We start from the raw sequence: 19,039 nt of genomic DNA on the forward strand, positions 1-19,039 counted from the left end.
GGATCTTTCCTTAGTCCACCCGGACGAAGTGGCGCGCGGCGGCGGCGCTTAAGGTGAGCGCTCGACCATCGGCGGAGACGACACATGACGGACGACACACGTGCCACGCAATTGCTTTCGGGCCAGACCTGGGCCGATTTCTGCGACACCCTGAAACGCAGCGGCGAGCAGATCCTGCGTGCCGACGCGCCGGACGATCCGCTCACGCGGGCGGAAGGATTCCGCTACCTGAGCCGGCTGATGCGCATCGCGCTCGAAATGCACGTCGAGTTCGCGGACGGCGCGTGGCCCGGCTTCTTCTCGCCGTCGCACGAGACCGCGAAGATCGGCGCCGACAATCCCGACAACCTGTACCAGTACGCGCGCATCGACGGCCGCTGCGAATATCGCGTGACGGGGCGGCGCGGCACGGTCGCGTACCTGAGCTTCGGCACGCAGAAGGGCGGCTACGAGACGGACGGCAAGATGCTGCAGACGGGGTTTCTCGATGCGAAGCAGTTGGAGATTGCGCCGGACGGCAGCTTCGAGATCGTGCTGAGCGAAACGCCGCGCGCGGGCAACTGGGTGCGCATGGAGCCCGGCACGAACGCGCTGCTGGTGCGCCAGACTTTCCTCGACCGGCGCGCGGAGACGCCCGCGCAACTGAAGATCGAGCGCATCGGCGCGCACGACCGGCCCGCGCCGCTCGACCCGCTCGTGCTGGAGCGCGGCCTCATGCGCGCCGCGCGGTTCGTCGAGCAGACGTCGAAGCTGTTCGCCGACTGGGCCGCGAGCTACGCGTCGCACGTGAACGCGCTGCCGCCCGCGGACCAGGCGCTGTGCCAGTCGGTCGGCGGCGATCCGAACATCTACTACTACCACTCGTGCTGGTCGCTGGCCGACGACGAGGCGCTCGTGATCGATGTCGACACGGTGCCCGACTGCGATTTCTGGAACGTGCAACTCAACAACTACTGGATGGAGTCGCTCGACTACCGGCACTTCGACATCTGCGTGAACAAGCACAGCGCGCGCCTGAATGCCGACGGCGGCGTGACGGTGGTGGTCGCCGCAGCGCGGCCGGGCGACGCGAACTGGCTCGATACGGCGGGCCATCGCAGCGGCACGATCTGCTGGCGCTGGGTCGGCGCCGCGCAGCCGGTGCATCCGCGCACGCGCGTCGTCAAGCTCGCCACGCTGAAGGAGGCCGCATGAACGCGCCGCTCGATCCGATCCGCACGCAACTCGACCCCGACGGGCTGATCGCCGAAGCCGTGGCGCGGGCGGGCGGACTCATCGCGTTCGGCGACGGTCCGTACCGCGATGCGCTCGACGTGATGTGCGCATCGCTGATCGACGAAGCGAAGCTGTCCGCGCGCGGTGCGCAGATGATGCGCGAGAAGCTCGTCGGCCAGCTCGTGAACCGGCTCGTCATCGAGGACTACTTCCACCGTCATCCGGAGATCGCCGACATCGAGATCGACGATCCGCTCGTGATCGTCGGGCTGCCGCGCACCGGCACGACGCTGCTGCAGCGGCTGCTCGCCGTCGATCCGCGTTTTCATTCGGCGGCATGGTGGGAAACGCGCTATCCGGCGCCGCTCGCCGGCGAGACGCTCGACGCGCCGACCGTGCGCATCGCGCGTGCGCAGGCCGAGGTCGCGACGATGATCGACTGCATTCCGCAGATCCTGGCGATCCATCCGCTCGACGCGATGCTCGCCGACGAGGAGTTCATGCTGATGGAGCATTCGTTCGTATGCGCGATGGATTCGTACGCGAACGTGCCGCGCTATACGGCATGGCTCGCGCAGCAGGACCTGACGCCGGTCTATACGTACCTGAAGCGGATGCTGCAGTTCCTGCAGTGGCAGAAGGCGCGGCGCGGCATCGCGCCGGGCCGGCGGTGGCTGCTGAAGACGCCGCAGCACCTGCATGCGCTCGACGTGCTGTGCCGCGTATTCCCGCGCGCGCAGGTGGTGCTCACGCATCGCGATCCGGCGCAGACGATTCCGTCGATGGCGAGCATGGCCCACACGCTGTGGCAGATGTATGCGGACGACCCGGACCCGCGCACGGTCGGTGCGCAGTGGAACGCGGGGATGGCGCGCGCGATCGGCGCGGCGATGGCGGCGCGCGACGCGCTGCCGGCCGAGCGGTTTCTCGACGTGCGGTTCGAGGACACCGTGTCCGATCCGCTCGGCGTCGCGCAAGCCGTGTATCGCTTCGCGGGGATGTCGGTCGATGCGCGGCAGCGCGCGGCGATGACGGACTGGATCGCGCGCAACGGCCGCGACAAGCGCGCCGCGCACGACTACTCGATCGCACGCTTCGGCTTCACCGATGCGCAATTGGCGCACGACTTCGCCGCGTATCGCGCGCGGCACCTGCAGGCAGCCGGCTGACGGCACGCGGGTAGCACGAACGAAAACCAGAACGACAACCAGGAGACAACCCATGTTGCTGAAGGACAAGATCGTCGTGATTTCCGGCATCGGGCCGGGGCTCGGTGTGAAGCTCGCCGTCGAAGCGGCGCGCGAGGGCGCGCGCGGCGTGGTCATCGCGGCGCGTACGATGGAAAAACTCGACGATGCGCAGGTGCGAATCCGCGAGCTCGGCGTCGCGTGCGACGTGCTGAAGGTGCGGACCGACATCGCCGATCGCGCGCAGTGCCGGCAGCTCGCGACGCAGGCGGTCGAGCGCTTCGGACGGATCGACGCGCTCGTGAACAGCGCGTTCGTGCACGGCACGTTTCCGGAGGCGGTCGAGGACGCCGATCTCGACGGCTGGCGCGCGGTGTTCGACACCAACGTGTTCGGCACGATGACGCTCACGCAGGAAATCGTCCCGCAGATGAAGCGGCAGAAGCGCGGCGCGATCGTGATGATCAACACGCAGGCAACCCGCAAGCCATTTGCAGGGGAAGCGGGCTACGCTGTATCGAAGGGCGCGCTCGCGGTTGCGGCAAAATACCTGGCACGCGAGCTCGGCGTGCACGGGATTCGCGCGAACAGCATCCACATGGGCTGGATGTGGGGCGTGCCGACGCAGACGTATTTCCGGCAGGCGGCCGCCGAATACGGGGTGACCGAGGAGGAGATCGTCGCGCCGATCGCGTCGAACCTCGCGCTCGCGAAGCTGCCGACGGACGACGACTGCGCGCGCGCGGCGCTGTTCCTCGCGTCGGACTACGCGAACGCGGTGACCGGTGCGACGCTGGATGCGAACGGCGGCGATTTCATGCCCTGAGGACGGAGTAACGGATCATGCGGGACAACCACAACGCGCGGCATTTCTTCGCGTTCAACGGCGATGCGGACGGCCTCTGCGCGCTGCAGCAACTGCGGCTCGCGGAGGGCGAACGCGGCACGCTCGTGACCGGCGTGAAGCGCGACATCAAGCTGCTCGAGCGAATCGACGCGCGGGCCGGTGAGCGCGTGACCGTGCTCGACGTGTCGCACGACCAGAACCGCGACGCGTGCGCGCGGCTGCTGCGCGACGGCGCGGCCGTGCGCTACTTCGACCATCACTTCGCGGGCGAGCTGCCGGGCGATCCGCGTTTCGACGCGTATATCGACACGGCCGCGGAGGTCTGCACGAGCGCGCTCGTGAACCGCTATCTCGGCGGCCGCCACGTGCGCTGGGCGATCGTCGCGGCATTCGGCGACGAACTGCCGCTGCTCGGCGATGCGCTCGCACGCGAATACGCAATCGACGAAGCCGAACGCCGCACGCTCGCCGAACTCGGGCTCTACCTGAACTACAACGCGTACGGCGACTGCGTCGGCGATCTGCATTTCGATCCGGCGGTACTGGCCGACGCGATGCTGCCGTGCGTCGATCCGCTCGACTTCGTGCGCGACACGCCGGTGTTCGCCGCGCTGCGCGACGGCTACCGCGACGACATGGCGCTTGCCCGCGCACTCGTGCCGCTGCGCGACGTGCCGGGCGCGATGCTGATCAGGATGCCGGATCATCCGTGGGCGCGGCGCGCGACGGGGATGCTCGCGAACGAACGGATGCGCAATGCGCCGCATGCGGCGCTGGCGGTGCTGTCGCCGCGCGCGCAGGGCGGCTTCGTGGTCAGCGTGCGCGTGCCGGACGGCCGGCCGTTCGGCGCCGACGAGTTCTGCCGCGGTTTTCCGACCGGCGGCGGGCGCAAGCGGGCGGGCGGCATCAACCATCTGCCGGAAGCCGAGTTCGACGCGTTCGTCGAGCGTTTCGAAGCGGCGTTCCGCCTCGACTGACTCGACTGATCGCAGCGTCCGCGACGCGCGCGCCGTGCGGCGATGCGACGTGCGCGCGTTGGGCGGTGTGAGCGGCGTGCCGCTTCAAGCGGCATCGGCCGCGCTCAGTCACGCGCGCTTGCGCCGGCGCGGAGCGTACAGCGCTTCTGCGCGCTGCTTCACGTCGCGCGCGCACTGGTCGAATCCCTGTTTCACCCAACCGCCGTGCTCGCGCATGATCGTTTCGGCGTTGATGCCGAGAAACTGGTCGGTCGTGAAATAACGGCAGCGCTCGGCGCCGTCGGCTTCGACGTACTGGTCGCGGCGCGCGGCGTCCTTGTTGTCGTCGGTCGGACGCTGTTCCCACGACAGCAGCCGTTCCGGCTCGCACGCGACGAGGATTTCATTGACGGGGATCACCGTGTCCGTGCCTGGAATGCGCACCTGCATGTGCACGAAGTCGCCGATGCGGCCGGTCGTGTCGAGGCCGACGCAGAACGTGTTCCATTCGCCGTAGCGCGCGAAGTCGGTCAGCACTTCCCAGACGACGGAAGCGGGGGCGTCGATCGCGACGGTGATCGACGTGACGAGATTGGCTGGTTTGGTCATGGCGGTATCGGGTGAGAGTGAGGGTAAGTAAGGGAGGGCGCCGCTGCGGGCGCACCGTAGCGGGCGGAACGTTGCGCGCTGGCGCTTGCTGGTACGGCGGATGCGTCGCGCGATATGCAGCGTCGGCCAGCGGCCAGCGGCCGCCGGCGCCGGCCGTGCGGCGAGGCGAACCCGACATCGAGCGTAGGCCGGTGCATGCGGCGAAGAATCGTCGGAACGGACTAAGGCATTTCACGGGGCCGCTGATTCAACGATCGGGCGATCGGGCGATCGGGCGATCAGGCGATCAGGCGATCACGCCATGGTGCCGTTGCCCGGTGCAGGAGTCGGCACAGCCTGCATTCCGCACATCGACATCGCGCAACCCCGCCGCGACAATACGGGTCACGTTTCCGTTTCCCGCTCGAGGTGCCCGTGCCTGCCAAGTTGTCCATTGCTCCTGCCGTCGTATGGTTCCGCGACGATCTGCGCGTGACCGACCAGCCCGCGCTGACGCGCGCGGTCGCGTCGGGCCGGCCGCTCATCTGCGTGTATGTCGACGACACGGGTGAAGGTGCGGGCTGCGCGCTCGGCGGTGCCGCGCGCTGGTGGCTGCACGGGTCGCTCGCCGCACTCGACGCGGCGCTCGCGCGTCATGGCGGCCGCCTGCTGCTGTTGCGCGGTGATGCGCAGCGCGAGCTCGAACGCGTCGTGCACGATACGGGCGCAGCGGCCGTGTACTGGAATCGCCGCTATGCGCAGCCGCAACGCGATGCCGATGCGGCGTTGAAGGCGTCGCTGAAGGCGCGCGGCGTCGACGTCGAGAGCAGCAACGGCAGCCTGCTGAACGAGCCGTGGGAAGTGCTGACGGGCGCCGGCGCGCCGTTCCAGGTATTCACCGCGTATTGGCGCGCGGTGCGGCGCGACCGCACGGTGGCGGCGCCGCTGCCGGAACCGGAGCGGATCGCGTTTCATTCATGGCCGGCCGGCGTGCGCGAACGCGCGCTGACAGTCGACGCGCTCGCGCTGCGCCCGCATGCGCCGGACTGGGCGGGCGGCCTGCGCGATGCATGGCCGGCGCCCGACGAAGCCGGCGCGCAAGCGCGGCTCGACGCGTTCACGGACGAATTGCTGGCCGGCTACGCCGAGAGGCGCGATCGGCCCGACCAGCCCGCGACGAGCCGGCTGTCGCCGTACCTGCGCTTCGGTAACGTGTCGCCGCGCCAGGCGTGGCAGGCGGTGCAAGGCGCCGCCCAGGCACGCGGCGCGGCGTGCGCGGCTGGCGCCGAGAAATTCCTGAGCGAGCTCGGCTGGCGCGAATTCAGCCACGTGCTGCTGTATCACTTCCCGGCGCTCGCGACCGACAACTTCCGCGCGCAGTTCGACGCGATGCCTTGGCGCGACGATCCTGCCGCGCTGCGCGCGTGGCAGCGCGGGCTGACCGGCTATCCGCTCGTCGATGCGGGGATGCGCGAGCTGTGGACGACCGGCTGGATGCACAACCGCGTGCGGATGGTCGTCGCGTCGTTCCTGGTCAAGCATCTGCTGATCGACTGGCGCGCGGGCGAGCGCTGGTTCCACGACACGCTCGTCGACGCGGACGCCGCCAACAACCCGGCGAACTGGCAATGGGTGGCCGGCTGCGGCGCCGACGCCGCGCCGTATTTCCGCATCTTCAATCCGGTCGCGCAGGGCCGCAAGTTCGACCCGCAGGGCGCGTACGTGCGCCGCTGGGTGCCGGAACTCGCGGGCCTCGACGCGGCGACGATCCATGCGCCGTGGGAAGCGTCGCCGGTGGAACTCGCGGCGGCCGGCGTGCGGCTCGATGTCGACTATCCGGCGCCGATCGTCGATCACGACGGCGCACGCCGTCGTGCGCTCGATGCGCTGGCTACGTTGCCGAAGCGTCACTAGGCGTCGCCGCGCGCCGGCGATCGGCGTGGCAGATGCCGCGGTACCGCTCGCCGCTCGCCGCGTCAGTTGCAGAATGCCGCGTGCTCGAGCAGCGCAAGCGCGACGCTCGGATCGAAGTAGCTTGCGCCGCACCACACGACGAACGCGACGAACGTCAGCAAGCCGGCCGCGAGCGCCGTACGCATCACGCCCATGCGGCCTTGCCCGGGGCCGCCCGCACGACGCGCGCATCGTCGATCGGCAGGTGCAGCAGCGCGGCCAGCACGCCGAGCGCGATCGAGCCGATCCACAGCGGCAGGTACGAATGCGTCGCGTCGTACACGAGCGCGCCGAGCCACACGCCGAAGAAGCTGCCGAGCTGGTGTCCGAAGAACACGAAGCCGAACAGCGTCGTAATGTAGCGCACGCCGAACACTTGCGAGATCACGCCGTTGGTCAGCGGCACCGTGCCGAGCCACGTGAAGCCCATCACCGCCGCGAACACGTAGACGCTCGCGGGCGACAGCGGCGCCGCGACGAATGCGGCCATCGCCAGCGCACGCACCAGATACAGCACCGAGAGCACGTACTTGCGCCGCAGCAGCCCGCCGAGATGGCCGCATGCGTAGGTGCCGGCGACGTTCGTCAGCGCGATCAGCGCGAGCGCGACGCTGGCGTGGCGCGCCGGCAGGCCGTGATCGAGCAGGTACGCGGGCAGGTGGGTCGCGATGAACGCGAGCTGGAACCCGCACGCGAAGAACCCCGCATTCAGCAGCCAGAAGCCGCGATGCGCGAACGCCTCGCGCATCGCCGCGCCGAGCGACTGGTCTGCCTCTTCCATGCGACGCGCGGCCTGCGCGGGCCGGTCGCGCACCAGCCAGGCGAGCGGCGCGAGCAGTGCCGCGACGACGGCGAGCGCGACGAACGCATGCTGCCAGCCGATGCCGCCGATCAGCACCTGCGCGACCGGCACCATGCAGAACTGGCCGAGCCCGCCGAGCGCGCCGGCGACGCCGAGCGCCCAGCTGCGCCGGTCGGGCGGAAACAGCCGGCTCAGTGCGCCGTAGATCGACGCGAACGCGGACCCCGACAGCGCGATGCCGATCACGAGCCCCGCGCCGACGGTGAACACGCCGGTCGACGCGGCCAGCGCCATCGTGACGAGCCCGGCTGCGTACAGCAACATGCCGACGACGATCACGCGCACCGACCCGCAGCGGTCGGCGATCATCCCGGTGAATGGCTGCGCGACGCCCCAGACCAGGTTCTGCAGCGCGAGCGCGAGGCCGAACGCTTCGCGCGACCAGCCGTGGTCGAGCGTGACGGGGGCGAGGAACAATCCCTGCACGTGGCGGATGCCGAGCGCGGCGCCCATGATCAGGCCGCCGGCGAGCACCGGCAGCCAGCGGCGCCGGGCGTCTTGTTCGATCGGGGTCATGCGTGTCTCCGGATGAATGCGCGCGGCACGACGGCCGCGTTCGATCCGATTAGACGCTCCCGTCGCGGTGCCGCTCAAGCGATCATTCGGTCGGGTTCGCATGCCTGGCGGGAATGCGAGGCGACATCGCGCCCGACTTACGGCTGCGTTGGGTCGTACGCCCGCATCGCCGCGTCGCACTCGGCCGCTTCCGCGACGATCCAGTCGCGCACGTCGGCGACCTCGCGGCGCGGTGCCGGATCGTGCCGGAACAGCCAGTAGCCGTACGCGTCCGACAACGCGTGCGAGTGCGGGCCGAGCACCGCGAGCCTGCCGTCGGCGAGCATCGGCGCGACGAGCGCGAGCCGGCCGAGCGCGACGCCTTGGCCGCCGATCGCCGCGTGGATCACCTGATCGTACTGGTTGAAGCGCAGCACGCCTTTCGGGCGCGCGTCGCCGAGCCCGGCCGCGTGCAGGTGCGCACGCCACTGCAACTGCGTTTGCGGCGGCCCGTCGAATTCGAGCAGGACATGGTCCGCGATCGCGGCCGCGTCGGTGACGGGCCGATTGGCGAGCGCGGGGTGCGCGACCGGCACGACGATCTCGTCGAACAGATGCAGCGCGCCGGCCGGCGCGCGTTCGCGCGGGCAGTAGCGGATCCCGAGGTCGATGCCTTCCGCGCGCAAATCGAGTACCTTGTCGTTCGCGGCCACACGCAAGTCGATGTCGGGCAGGCGCGCCTGCAGGCGGCCGAGTCGCGGCAGCAGCCACAGCGCGGTGACGCCGATGCTCGCGGTGATCGTGACGGGTTGCCGTTCGCGCGCGGCGGCGAGCGACGCGACGGTGTCCTGCAGGGCGAGCAGCGCCGCATCGGCGGCGCGGAAAAGCCGCTCGCCCTCGGGCGTGAACGCGATCTTGCGATAGCCGCGCCGCAGCAGCGCGACGCCGAGATGCGCTTCGAGCGCATGCACCTGACGGCTGACCGCCGATTGCGTGACGCACAGATCCTGCGCGGCGAGCGTGATGCTCATGCGGCGGCCGACGGCGACGAAGCCGCGCACGAGGTCGAGCGACGGGAGACGGACGAGCGGCGTTGACATGCGTAGGGCTCATGCGAACGGAGCAGCAAGATTGGTTGAGAACGCCGGGCGCGTCAAGTTCAATGGAGGCTGGCCGATCGGGCGGACGCCGCGTGATGCGGCGCCGCACAGGAGACAGGATGACGATTTCGAACGAAGCAGGGGAGACGAGTCGTGCGCCGGAGCAAGCGGCCGCGCGCCCGGCGGATGCGTTGCCGCCGGAGCCGGTGACGCTGACCGCGGCCGACGGTTACGTGTTGCGTGGCTACGTGTGGCGGCATCGCGGCGGCGGCGCCGCGCGGCCGGTGACGGTCGTCAATTGCGCGACGTCGGTGCGCTGCGACTATTACTTCCGCTTCGCGGCCTGGCTGTTCGCGCAAGGGCGCGACGTGCTCGTCTACGACTATCGCGGGATTGGCGGATCGCGCCCCGCGCGGCTCGCGACGCTGCGCGCGAACTGGCTCGACTGGGGGCGGCTCGACTGCGAGGCCGCGCTGCAATACGCGCGCGATGCGTTTCCGGGTCAGCCGGTCGACGTCGTCGCGCACAGCATCGGCGGCTGCCTGCTCGGTCTCGCGGCATCGAATGCGCACGTGCGCCACGTGGTGACCGTCGGCGCGCAGTATGCGTACTGGCGCGACTATCGGGGGCACGAGCGGCGGCGCATGTGGTGGAAGTGGCACGTCGCGATGCCGGCGCTCGCGGCCGTGTTCGGCTATGTGCCCGCGAAGCGGCTCGGCTGGATGGAGGACACGCCGCGCGGCGTCGCGCTGTCGTGGGTGCGCGCTCAGCCGCGCTTCGAGGACGCCTACACGCACGGCCCGCTCGCCGAAACCGCGGCGAGCCGCGCCGCGTTGCCGGGCCGCTTCGCGCGGCTGTCGGCGCCGATGCTCGCGATCGGCCTCGACGACGACGAATTCGGCACGGTGGATGCGATCGAGCGGCTGATCGGCTACTACACCGGCAGCGACGTCACGCACCTGCGAATTGCGCCGCGCGACATCGGCGTCGATGCGATCGGCCACTTCGCGTTCTTCCACAGCCGCTTCACCGAATCGTTGTGGCCCGTCGCGCTGTACTGGCTGCAACACGGCGCATTGCCGGCCGATGCGCCGGGCCATGTCCATGCGCGCCATCCGGCGCAGCGTGGAGGGCTTGCGGGCAGCGGCGTGCCCGGTGCGCTTGCGCACGGGTAACCGCACACACGTGCGGCGCGGCTGCGGCGCAGCGATCGAGCAGCCGAGCAGCCGAGCAGCCGAGCAGCCGAGCAGCCGAGCAGCCGAGCAGCCGAGCGCCCAAGCGCGCAAGTGCCCAAGTGCCCAAGTGCCCAAGTGCCCAAGTGCCCAAGCGGTCGCGTGGCCACGGCTGCTGCCGACCGCCGACCGCCGACCGCCGATCGCTGTCGCCGCGCATCGGTCTCCCCCGATGCGATCGATTAACATCGGACGTTTGATTCGCCTGGCTGCTGCGCACCGATGCTATCCATTCCACCCGATTCCGAGATGTCCGCCGGCCTGTCCCCCGCGTGGCGCGTGCAACCGCTCGACGTGCCGACTGCCGCGTCGCGTGCCGGCGTGCAGGTCGTGCGCATCGATTTCGACTGGCGCGTGCCGCTTGCGTCACCCGCCTATGCGGCGCTGAGCGACGTCGAACGTGCGCGCGCCGCGCGCTATCTGCGCCACGACGATGCAGTGCGCAGCGCCGCGACGCGCGCCGCGCTGCGCGACGTGCTCGGCGCGGCGCTCGCTATCGCGCCGCGGCAGGTCGGGATCGTCGTCGACGCATCGGGACGGCCGTCGCTCGATCCCGCGCATCGCGCATCGCTCGACTTCAACGTGTCGCACGCGGGCGACCACGCGCTCATCGCATGGGCCGGGAAAGGGCGCGTCGGCGTCGATATCGAAAGCTGCAACCGCACGACCGACTGGCGTGCGCTGACGCGCGAAGTATGCGCATCCATCGAGGCCGCGTATCTCGACGGCCTGCCGCTCGCCGCACGTGCGGACGCCTTCATGCGCGTTTGGTCCGCGAAGGAGGCGCTGCTGAAGGCGCTCGGCACCGGCATCGTCGGCGGGCTGCGCGCGTTCGCGGTCGTGCCGCCGCGCGACGCGGCGACGCCCGCTACGACGATCGTCGACCCGGCGGCGCCCGCCGCCGGCGTCGCCGCGTTCGACGCAGCGTGGCTCGACGCGGCGCCCGGCTACGCGGCGTGCGTCGCATGGACACGCTGAGCTGACTTCACTCGTTGCCGCTCGCTCGAGCGGCCCGTCGTTCCGCCCCGCGCAGCGCGCCCTGGTCACGTCGCGCATCGGGCAGCGCAACGCAAAGCTTCCGTCTGCAACATCGGGGTCATGCGCCCCTTTCGGGGCGGGATCGCCATCGCCGGTCTCCGCAAGCGGATAAAGGGAGAACTCCGATTTCCGTGTTGCCAAAAATACAAAAACAGCAACGTTTGTTAACCGAAAAGCCTGCAAGCCCGATCCGGCGGCCCGCACCGGACATCAGGGAAACTCCCAAGTCGAAATCATGAAAAACGGGGTTGTCTAGACAAGTTCCGATGGCTACACTGCAATCCATCCCGAACTTGTCTAGACAGGATTGCTCACATGATTACGTTGACCCCCGGCCACCTGACCCTCCCGCAACTGCGCAAGATCGCTCGCGAAGCGGTGCAGCTCAAGCTCGACCCGGCGAGCTTCGCGAAGATCGACGCCGGCGCGAAGGCCGTCGCCGACATCGCCGCGAAGGGCGAGCCGGCATACGGCATCAACACGGGCTTCGGCCGCCTGGCCAGCACGCACATCCCGCACGACCAGCTCGAACTGCTGCAGAAGAACCTGGTGCTCTCGCACGCAGTCGGCGTGGGTGAGCCGATGGCACGCTCGTCGGTGCGCCTGCTGATGGCACTGAAGCTGTCGAGCCTCGGCCGCGGCCACTCGGGCATCCGCCGTGAAGTGATGGACGCGCTGATCACGCTGTTCAACGCCGACGTGCTGCCGCTGATCCCGGTGAAGGGCTCGGTGGGCGCATCGGGCGACCTCGCACCGCTCGCCCACATGTCGGCCGTGCTGCTCGGCGTCGGTGAAGTGTTCATCCGCGGCGAGCGCGCGAGCGCACTCGACGGTCTGCGCGTGGCCGGCCTCGCGCCGCTCACGCTGCAGGCGAAGGAAGGCCTCGCGCTGCTGAACGGCACGCAGGCATCGACCGCGCTGGCGCTGGACAACATGTTCGCGATCGAAGACCTGTACCGCACGGCGCTCGTCGCCGGCGCGCTGTCGGTCGACGCGGCCGCCGGCTCGGTGAAGCCGTTCGACGCGCGCATCCACGAACTGCGCGGTCATCAAGGCCAGATCGACGCAGCCGCGTCGTATCGCGACCTGCTCGAAGGCTCGCCGATCAACCAGTCGCACCGCGACTGCGACAAGGTGCAGGATCCGTACAGCCTGCGCTGCCAGCCGCAGGTGATGGGCGCGTGCCTGGACCAGATGCGCCACGCGGCCGACGTGCTGCTGATCGAAGCGAACGCGGTGTCGGACAACCCGCTGATCTTCCCGGATACCGGCGAAGTGCTGTCGGGCGGCAACTTCCACGCCGAACCCGTCGCATTCGCGGCCGACAACCTCGCGCTCGCCGCAGCGGAAATCGGCGCGCTGGCCGAACGCCGCATCGCGCTGCTGATCGACGCGACGCTGTCGGGCCTGCCCCCGTTCCTCGTGAGGGACGGCGGCGTGAACTCGGGCTTCATGATCGCCCACGTGACGGCTGCCGCGCTGGCATCGGAAAACAAGACGCTCGCGCACCCGGCATCGGTCGACTCGCTGCCGACGTCGGCGAACCAGGAAGACCACGTGTCGATGGCGACGTTCGCCGCGCGCAAGCTGGCCGACATCGCGGACAACACGAAGCACATCCTCGCGATCGAACTGCTGGCCGCCGCTCAAGGCGTCGACCTGCGCGCGCCGTACCACACGAGCCCGAAGCTCGCGCCGGTGATGGAAACGATCCGCAGCAAGGTCGCGCACTACGAGCTCGACCACTACTTCGCACCGGACATCGCGGCGGTCGCGAAGCTGGTCGGCGAGCGGGCGTTCGCGAAGGTCGCGCCGTTCTCGTTCGCATCGGAACAGTAAGCCCATGAACGCGCCGGTCTACCAGGAGATCAAGGATTTCATCCTGGGCCGCATTCACGCCGGCGAGTGGGCGGAGGGCGACCAGGTGCCCTCCGAGAACGAACTGGCCCGCGAGTTCAAGGTCGCGCGCATGACCGTCAACCGCGCGCTGCGCGAGTTGACGGCCGAGCAGGTGCTGACGCGCATGAAGGGCGCCGGCACCTACGTCGCGCGGCCGAAGTACGAGTCGACGCTGGTGGCGATCCGCAGCATCTCGGAGGAAGTCGACGCGCGCGGGCATGCGTATCGCGCCAGCGTGCTCGGCCTCGAGACGATCCGCGCCGACGAGGCGCTCGCCGACGAGATGCAGGTGGCCGTGCGCGCGAAGCTGTTTCATTCGCAGGTGTTGCACTTCGAGAACGACGAACCCGTCCAGCTCGAAGAACGGTGGGTGAATCCGGCGGTCGCGCCGGATTATGCCGAGCAGGATTTCACGAACACGACGCCGAACCTGTACCTGATGCGCGCGGCACCGCTGCAGCGCGTCGAGTACCGGATCGAAGCGGCGGCGCCCGCGCCCGAGCGGCGCGAGCAGCTGCGGATGGACGACGTCGAGCCGTGTCTGGTTTTACATCGACGCACCTGGTCGCAGGGCGTCGTCGCCTCGGTGGCGAATCTGTGGCATCCCGGCAGCCGTTATCGCTTCACCGGGCATTTCTGATTCCTTATTGATATTCACTTTCCTTCGGGAGCTGTCGTCATGAACCATCCGAAACACATCGATCCCCGTCTCGATCCGACGCGCACGATCCGCGCACCGCGCGGCAGCGAGAAGGTCTGCAAGACCTGGCTGGCCGAAGCGGCCTACCGGATGATCCAGAACAACCTGGACGCGGAAGTCGCCGAGCACCCGCATGCGCTCGTCGTGTACGGCGGCATCGGCCGTGCGGCGCGCAACTGGGAATGCTACGACCAGATCCTCGCATCGCTGAAGGATCTCGAAGAAAACGAAACGCTGCTGATTCAATCGGGCAAGCCGGTCGGCGTGTTCCGCACGCACAAGGATGCGCCGCGCGTGCTGCTCGCGAACTCGAACCTGGTGCCGCACTGGGCGACCTGGGATCACTTCCACGAGCTCGACCGCAAGGGCCTGATGATGTACGGCCAGATGACGGCCGGCAGCTGGATCTACATCGGCAGCCAGGGCATCGTGCAGGGCACCTATGAAACCTTCTTCTCGGTCGCGAACCAGCACTTCAACGGCGATCCGTCGGGCCGCTGGATCCTGACGGGCGGCCTCGGCGGGATGGGCGGCGCGCAGCCGCTGGCCGCGACGATGGCGGGTTTCTCGATGATCGCGGTCGAATGCGACGAGACTCGCATCGACTTCCGCCTCAAGACGCGCTACGTCGACAAGAAGGCGACGACGCTCGACGAAGCGCTCGGCATGATCGAGGAAGCGAAGCGCACCGGCAAGCCGGTGTCGATCGGCCTGCTCGGCAACGCGGCCGACGTGTTCCCGGAACTGGTCAAGCGCGGCATCACGCCGGACTGCGTGACCGACCAGACGAGCGCGCACGACCCGATCAACGGCTACCTGCCGCAAGGCTGGACCGTCGCGCAATGGCGCGAAGCGCAGAAGGTCGATCCGCAGAGCATCGTGAAGGTCGCGAAGGAGTCGATGGCCGTCCAGGTGCGCGCGATGCTGGACCTGCAGGAACGCGGTGCGGCCACGCTCGACTACGGCAACAACATCCGCCAGATGGCGCTGGAAATGGGCGTCGAGAACGCATTCGACTTCCCGGGCTTCGTGCCGGCCTACATCCGTCCGCTGTTCTGCGAAGGCAAGGGTCCGTTCCGCTGGGTCGCGCTGTCGGGCGATCCGGAAGACATCTACAAGACCGACCAGAAGGTGAAGGAGCTGATCCCCGACGATCCGCACCTGCACAACTGGCTCGACATGGCACGTGAGCGCATCGCGTTCCAGGGCCTGCCGGCACGGATCTGCTGGGTCGGCGTGAAGGATCGCTATCGCCTCGGCCAGGCATTCAACGAGATGGTGAAGAACGGTGAACTGAAGGCGCCGATCGTGATCGGCCGCGACCACCTCGACACCGGTTCGGTCGCGAGCCCGAACCGCGAGACGGAAGCGATGAAGGACGGTTCGGACGCCGTGAGCGACTGGCCGCTGCTCAACGCACTGCTGAACACCGCGGGCGGCGCATCGTGGGTGTCGCTGCACCACGGCGGCGGCGTCGGGATGGGCTTCTCGCAGCACTCGGGCGTCGTGATCGTCGCCGACGGCACCGCCGATGCGCACGAGCGTCTCGGCCGCGTGCTGCTGAACGATCCGGCGACGGGCGTGATGCGCCACGCGGATGCCGGCTACGAACTCGCGCAGCAGACGGCTCGCGAAGCCGGCCTGAAGCTGCCGATGCTCGGCCGCTGAGCATGACGGCGCTCGACCAGGCGCCGGTGAACGCAACGCTGGCCGCCGCGCTGATCCGCGCGGCGGATCTCGTTGCGTCGCCGTGGAAGAACGGCGGCGGCGTGACGCGCGAAATCGGCGCGTTCCCCGTCGGCGCCGCGCTCGACGCATTCGCATGGCGCGTGAGCGTCGCGGACGTCGCCGCGGCCGGGCCGTTCTCGCGTTTCGACGGCGTCGACCGCACGCTCGTGCTGCTGTCCGGCGCGGGCATGACGCTCGCGGAAGCGGGCGGCGCGCGCCATGTGCTCGACGCACCGCTCGCCCGTGCGGATTTCGCCGGCGAAACGGCGATCGACGCGACGCTGCACGACGGTGCGACGCGCGACTTCAACCTGATGACGCGCCGTTCGGCCGCGCGCGGGACGCTCGACGTGTGGCCCGAAGGCACGCATCGCATCGAGCGCGCCGATACCGTGCTGCTGTTCTGCGCGACGGGCGCGGTCGGCGTCGAGATCGACGGCATGCATTACGCACTGCAGGAAATGGACACGCTGCGGCTCGACGGGCTGCAGCGTGCGTTTGACGTCGTCGTGAGCGGGGGCGGCGCGCTGCTTGCCGTATCGCTCGCCGTCGGCGAACGAGACTGAACGTATGAAACCGACTGTCTGGCATCACCTGAGGCTGTGTCCGCACGGCCATCCCGACGAAACGATCGACGATGCGGCGATCGCCGTCGACGAAACCGGCACGATCGTGTGGCTCGGCGCGTTCTCCGCGCTGCCGCACGGTTATGCGCACTGGCAGCGCGAAGACCTGCACGGCGCGTGGGTGACGCCGGGCCTCGTCGACTGCCATACGCACCTTGTGTACGGCGGCACGCGCGCGGACGAGTTCGCGCAGCGCCTTGCCGGCGTCAGCTACGAGGAGATCGCGCGGCAGGGCGGCGGGATCGTGTCGACGGTGCGTGCGACACGCGCGGCCGACGAGACGGCGCTGTTCGTGCAGGCCGCCGCGCGCCTGCAACCGCTGCTCGCCGAAGGCGTGACCGCGATCGAGATCAAGTCGGGCTACGGGCTCGACCTCGCGACCGAGCGCAAGATGCTGCGCGTCGCGCGCCAGCTCGGCGAGCGCTTCCCGGTGACGGTCTACACGACGTTCCTCGGCGCGCACGCGCTGCCGCCGGAATACGCGGGCCGCGCGGATGAATACATCACCGAAGTGTGCGAACGCATGCTGCCGGCGCTGGCCGACGAAGGCCTCGTCGACGCGGTCGACGTGTTCTGCGAGCGCATCGGCTTCTCGCTCGGGCAGACCGAGCGCGTGTTCGAGGCCGCGACGCGGCGCGGCCTGCCGGTGAAGCTGCACGCGGAGCAGTTGTCGAACGCGGGCGGAACCGCGCTCGCCGCGCGTTATCGCGCGCTGTCGGCCGATCACCTCGAATTTCTCGACGAAGCCGGTATCGAGGCGATGAAGGCGGCCGGCACGGTTGCCGTGCTGCTGCCCGGCGCGTACTACTTCATCCGCGAAACGCAATTGCCGCCGATCGAGCTGCTGCGCAAGCATGGCGTGCCGATCGCGCTCGCGACCGATCACAACCCGGGCACGTCGCCGCTCGAATCGCTGCTGCTGACGATGAACATGGGCTGCACGCTGTTCCGGATGACGGTGCCCGAGGTGCTGCAGGGCGTGACGCGCCATGCGGCCGCGGCGCTGGGCCGCGCGGATCGGCACGGCGTGCTCGAGGCCGGCCGCCAGGCCGATTTCGCGGTCTGGTCGGTCGGCTCGCTGTCGGAGCTTGCGTACTGGATCGGCCGGCCGCTGTGCGAGCAGGTGGTGCGCGGCGGTGCGACGGTGTTTCGCCGGATCAACGGCTAGCCTTGCAGGAAACGAGACTCACCATGACCCAAATGACGCTGTTCGCGGACCATGCCTACCTGCCCGGTGGCTGGCGCCGCAACGTGCTGCTGCGCTGGGACGCGGCCGGCACGCTGACCGACGTGACACCCGACACCGATGCGCCGGCAGGCGTCGCGCGGGCGGCCGGGCCGGTGCTGCCCGGCATGCCGAACCTGCATTCGCACGCGTTCCAGCGCGCGATGGCGGGGCTCACCGAATACCGCGCGAATCCAGCCGACAGCTTCTGGAGCTGGCGCGACCTGATGTACCGCTTCGCGCTGAAGATCACGCCCGACGCGCTCGCGGCAATCGCGCGCTGGCTGTACGTCGAGATGCTCAAGTGCGGCTACACGTCGGTGTGCGAATTCCACTACGTGCATCACACGCAGGACGGCTCGCGCTATCCGCAGATCGCGGAGCTCGGCACGCGCGTGGTCGACGCGGCGCGTTCGGCCGGCATCGGCATCACGATGCTGCCGGTGTCGTACCAGTTCGCCGGCTTCGGCAACAAGCCGCCGCGCGACGACCAGCGCCGCTTCATCAACACGCCGGACGGCCTGCTCGAACTGCTCGACGCGATGCGTCGCGTCGCGCCCGAGCACGGCGGCCTGCGCTACGGCGTCGCGCCGCACTCGCTGCGCGCGGTGTCCGAGAACGGGCTGCGCGTGCTGCTCGAAGGCTTGCCCGACGATGCGCCGGTGCACATCCATATCGCCGAGCAGACGGCCGAAGTGGACGATTGCGTGCGTGCGTACGGCGCGCGCCCCGTGCAATGGCTGCTCGATCGCTTCGACGTCGATACGCGCTGGTGCCTCGTGCACGCGACGCACGTCGATGCGGCCGAAACGGCGGCACTCGCGAAGCGTCGCGCGGTGGCGGGCCTGTGCCTGACCACTGAAGCGAACCTCGGCGACGGCGTGTTCCCGGCCGTCGACTATCTCGCGCAGGGCGGCGTGATCGGCGTCGGCTCGGACAGCCACGCGTCGGTCGACTGGCGCTCGGAGCTGCGTCTGCTCGAATACGGGCAACGGCTCGTGCATCGCGCGCGCAACGTGCTCGCGAGCGACACGCAGGCTCACGTGGCCGATCGCCTGTTCGACGCGTCGCTCGCGGGCGGCGCGCAGGCAAGCGGGCGGCGCATCGGCGCGCTGCGCGAAGGCTGCCGCGCCGACTGGCTCGTGCTCGATCCCGATCATCCGGCGATCGCCGAGCACGACAGCGCGTCCTGGCTGTCGGGCACGGTGTTCGCCGAGCACGGCGATACGCCGGTGCTCGACGTCTACACCGGCGGCGAGCGCGTCGTGACCGGCCGCCGCCATCGCGACGAAACCGCTGCGTATGCGGACTACCGCGCCGCGCTGGCGCAACTGCTGCGCTGAACGCGCGGCCCCCGGCGCACGCCGCGCGCGTGCGCCGGCAGACTC

17 protein-coding genes are annotated in these 19,039 nt (G+C 69.5%); 13 read left to right on the forward strand and 4 right to left on the reverse strand.

Translation table 11 applies throughout. The features are described 5' to 3' along the window. Nucleotides 1-84 precede the first annotated feature (84 nt). From C7H84_RS13180 to C7H84_RS13195, 4 genes are read left to right on the forward strand one after another with little or no spacing between them, the layout of a single operon-like run. On the forward strand, nt 85-1,194 hold the full coding sequence (locus tag C7H84_RS13180) for a DUF1214 domain-containing protein (protein ID WP_121859205.1): 1,110 nt from the start codon (nt 85-87) through the stop codon (nt 1,192-1,194). Further along, nucleotides 1,191-2,384 (forward strand): sulfotransferase, encoded by a 1,194-nt coding sequence (locus C7H84_RS13185; RefSeq protein WP_121859206.1) that lies wholly within the window; start codon nt 1,191-1,193, stop codon nt 2,382-2,384. Before C7H84_RS13180 ends, C7H84_RS13185 begins: the two co-directional genes overlap by 4 nt. 52 nt (nt 2,385-2,436) lie before the next feature. Beyond that, nucleotides 2,437-3,228: an SDR family oxidoreductase gene (locus tag C7H84_RS13190; RefSeq protein WP_121859207.1), complete on the forward strand. Its 792-nt coding sequence runs from the start codon at nt 2,437-2,439 to the stop codon at nt 3,226-3,228. Nucleotides 3,229-3,245: 17 nt separating this feature from the next. Continuing rightward, the gene (locus tag C7H84_RS13195) at nt 3,246-4,226 is read left to right on the forward strand and encodes an acetyltransferase (RefSeq protein WP_121859208.1); all 981 of its coding nucleotides are present in this window, start codon (nt 3,246-3,248) and stop codon (nt 4,224-4,226) included. 108 nt (nt 4,227-4,334) lie between these two features. Here C7H84_RS13195 and C7H84_RS13200 read toward each other — a convergent pair whose 3' ends face one another. Next, entirely contained in the window at nt 4,335-4,814 is a 480-nt protein-coding gene (locus C7H84_RS13200) for an SRPBCC domain-containing protein (RefSeq protein WP_121859209.1), read from the reverse strand. 414 nt (nt 4,815-5,228) lie between these two features. Here C7H84_RS13200 and C7H84_RS13205 point away from each other — a divergent pair, with 414 nt between their 5' ends. Continuing rightward, on the forward strand, nt 5,229-6,707 hold the full coding sequence (locus C7H84_RS13205; RefSeq protein ID WP_121859210.1) for a deoxyribodipyrimidine photo-lyase: 1,479 nt from the start codon (nt 5,229-5,231) through the stop codon (nt 6,705-6,707). Nucleotides 6,708-6,769: 62 nt separating this feature from the next. Here C7H84_RS13205 and C7H84_RS37570 read toward each other — a convergent pair whose 3' ends face one another. From C7H84_RS37570 to C7H84_RS13215, 3 genes are all read right to left on the reverse strand, one after another. Continuing rightward, nucleotides 6,770-6,901 carry a hypothetical protein gene (locus tag C7H84_RS37570; RefSeq protein WP_276208403.1) on the reverse strand — a complete coding sequence of 44 codons (132 nt, stop codon included), beginning with the start codon at nt 6,899-6,901 and terminating at the stop codon, nt 6,770-6,772. Then, nucleotides 6,892-8,124, reverse strand: a complete 1,233-nt coding sequence (locus C7H84_RS13210; RefSeq protein WP_240462026.1) for an MFS transporter — start codon at nt 8,122-8,124, stop codon at nt 6,892-6,894. Before C7H84_RS13210 ends, C7H84_RS37570 begins: the two co-directional genes overlap by 10 nt. 137 nt (nt 8,125-8,261) lie before the next feature. Next, a complete protein-coding gene (locus C7H84_RS13215; protein WP_121859211.1) occupies nt 8,262-9,203 on the reverse strand; it encodes a LysR substrate-binding domain-containing protein in 942 nt (313 codons plus the stop codon). Between the two features lie 119 nt (nt 9,204-9,322). On the opposite strand from C7H84_RS13215, the gene C7H84_RS13220 reads away from it, so the two are divergent. From C7H84_RS13220 to C7H84_RS13255, 8 genes are all read left to right on the forward strand, one after another. Next, on the forward strand, nt 9,323-10,378 hold the full coding sequence (locus C7H84_RS13220) for an alpha/beta fold hydrolase (RefSeq protein ID WP_121859212.1): 1,056 nt from the start codon (nt 9,323-9,325) through the stop codon (nt 10,376-10,378). Between the two features lie 306 nt (nt 10,379-10,684). Beyond that, the gene (locus C7H84_RS13225) at nt 10,685-11,413 is read left to right on the forward strand and encodes a 4'-phosphopantetheinyl transferase superfamily protein (protein WP_240462027.1); all 729 of its coding nucleotides are present in this window, start codon (nt 10,685-10,687) and stop codon (nt 11,411-11,413) included. 375 nt (nt 11,414-11,788) lie between these two features. Next, a complete protein-coding gene (gene hutH / locus C7H84_RS13230; RefSeq protein ID WP_121859214.1) occupies nt 11,789-13,312 on the forward strand; it encodes a histidine ammonia-lyase in 1,524 nt (507 codons plus the stop codon). Nucleotides 13,313-13,316: 4 nt separating this feature from the next. Then, complete coding sequence (gene hutC, locus C7H84_RS13235) at nt 13,317-14,012, forward strand: histidine utilization repressor (protein ID WP_121859215.1); 696 nt, start codon at nt 13,317-13,319, stop codon at nt 14,010-14,012. A 39-nt stretch (nt 14,013-14,051) separates the two neighbouring features. Further along, nucleotides 14,052-15,740: a urocanate hydratase gene (hutU, locus tag C7H84_RS13240; RefSeq protein ID WP_121859216.1), complete on the forward strand. Its 1,689-nt coding sequence runs from the start codon at nt 14,052-14,054 to the stop codon at nt 15,738-15,740. A gap of 2 nt (nt 15,741-15,742) precedes the next feature. Further along, nucleotides 15,743-16,366, forward strand: a complete 624-nt coding sequence (locus C7H84_RS13245) for a HutD family protein (RefSeq protein WP_121859217.1) — start codon at nt 15,743-15,745, stop codon at nt 16,364-16,366. Between the two features lie 4 nt (nt 16,367-16,370). Then, nucleotides 16,371-17,594 carry an imidazolonepropionase gene (hutI, locus tag C7H84_RS13250; RefSeq protein WP_121859218.1) on the forward strand — a complete coding sequence of 408 codons (1,224 nt, stop codon included), beginning with the start codon at nt 16,371-16,373 and terminating at the stop codon, nt 17,592-17,594. A gap of 23 nt (nt 17,595-17,617) precedes the next feature. Continuing rightward, the gene (locus C7H84_RS13255) at nt 17,618-18,994 is read left to right on the forward strand and encodes a formimidoylglutamate deiminase (protein ID WP_121859219.1); all 1,377 of its coding nucleotides are present in this window, start codon (nt 17,618-17,620) and stop codon (nt 18,992-18,994) included. Nucleotides 18,995-19,039 lie beyond the last annotated feature (45 nt).

Origin of the sequence: Burkholderia sp. Nafp2/4-1b, from assembly GCF_003635165.1 — a bacterium.
GTDB lineage: Bacteria > Pseudomonadota > Gammaproteobacteria > Burkholderiales > Burkholderiaceae > Burkholderia.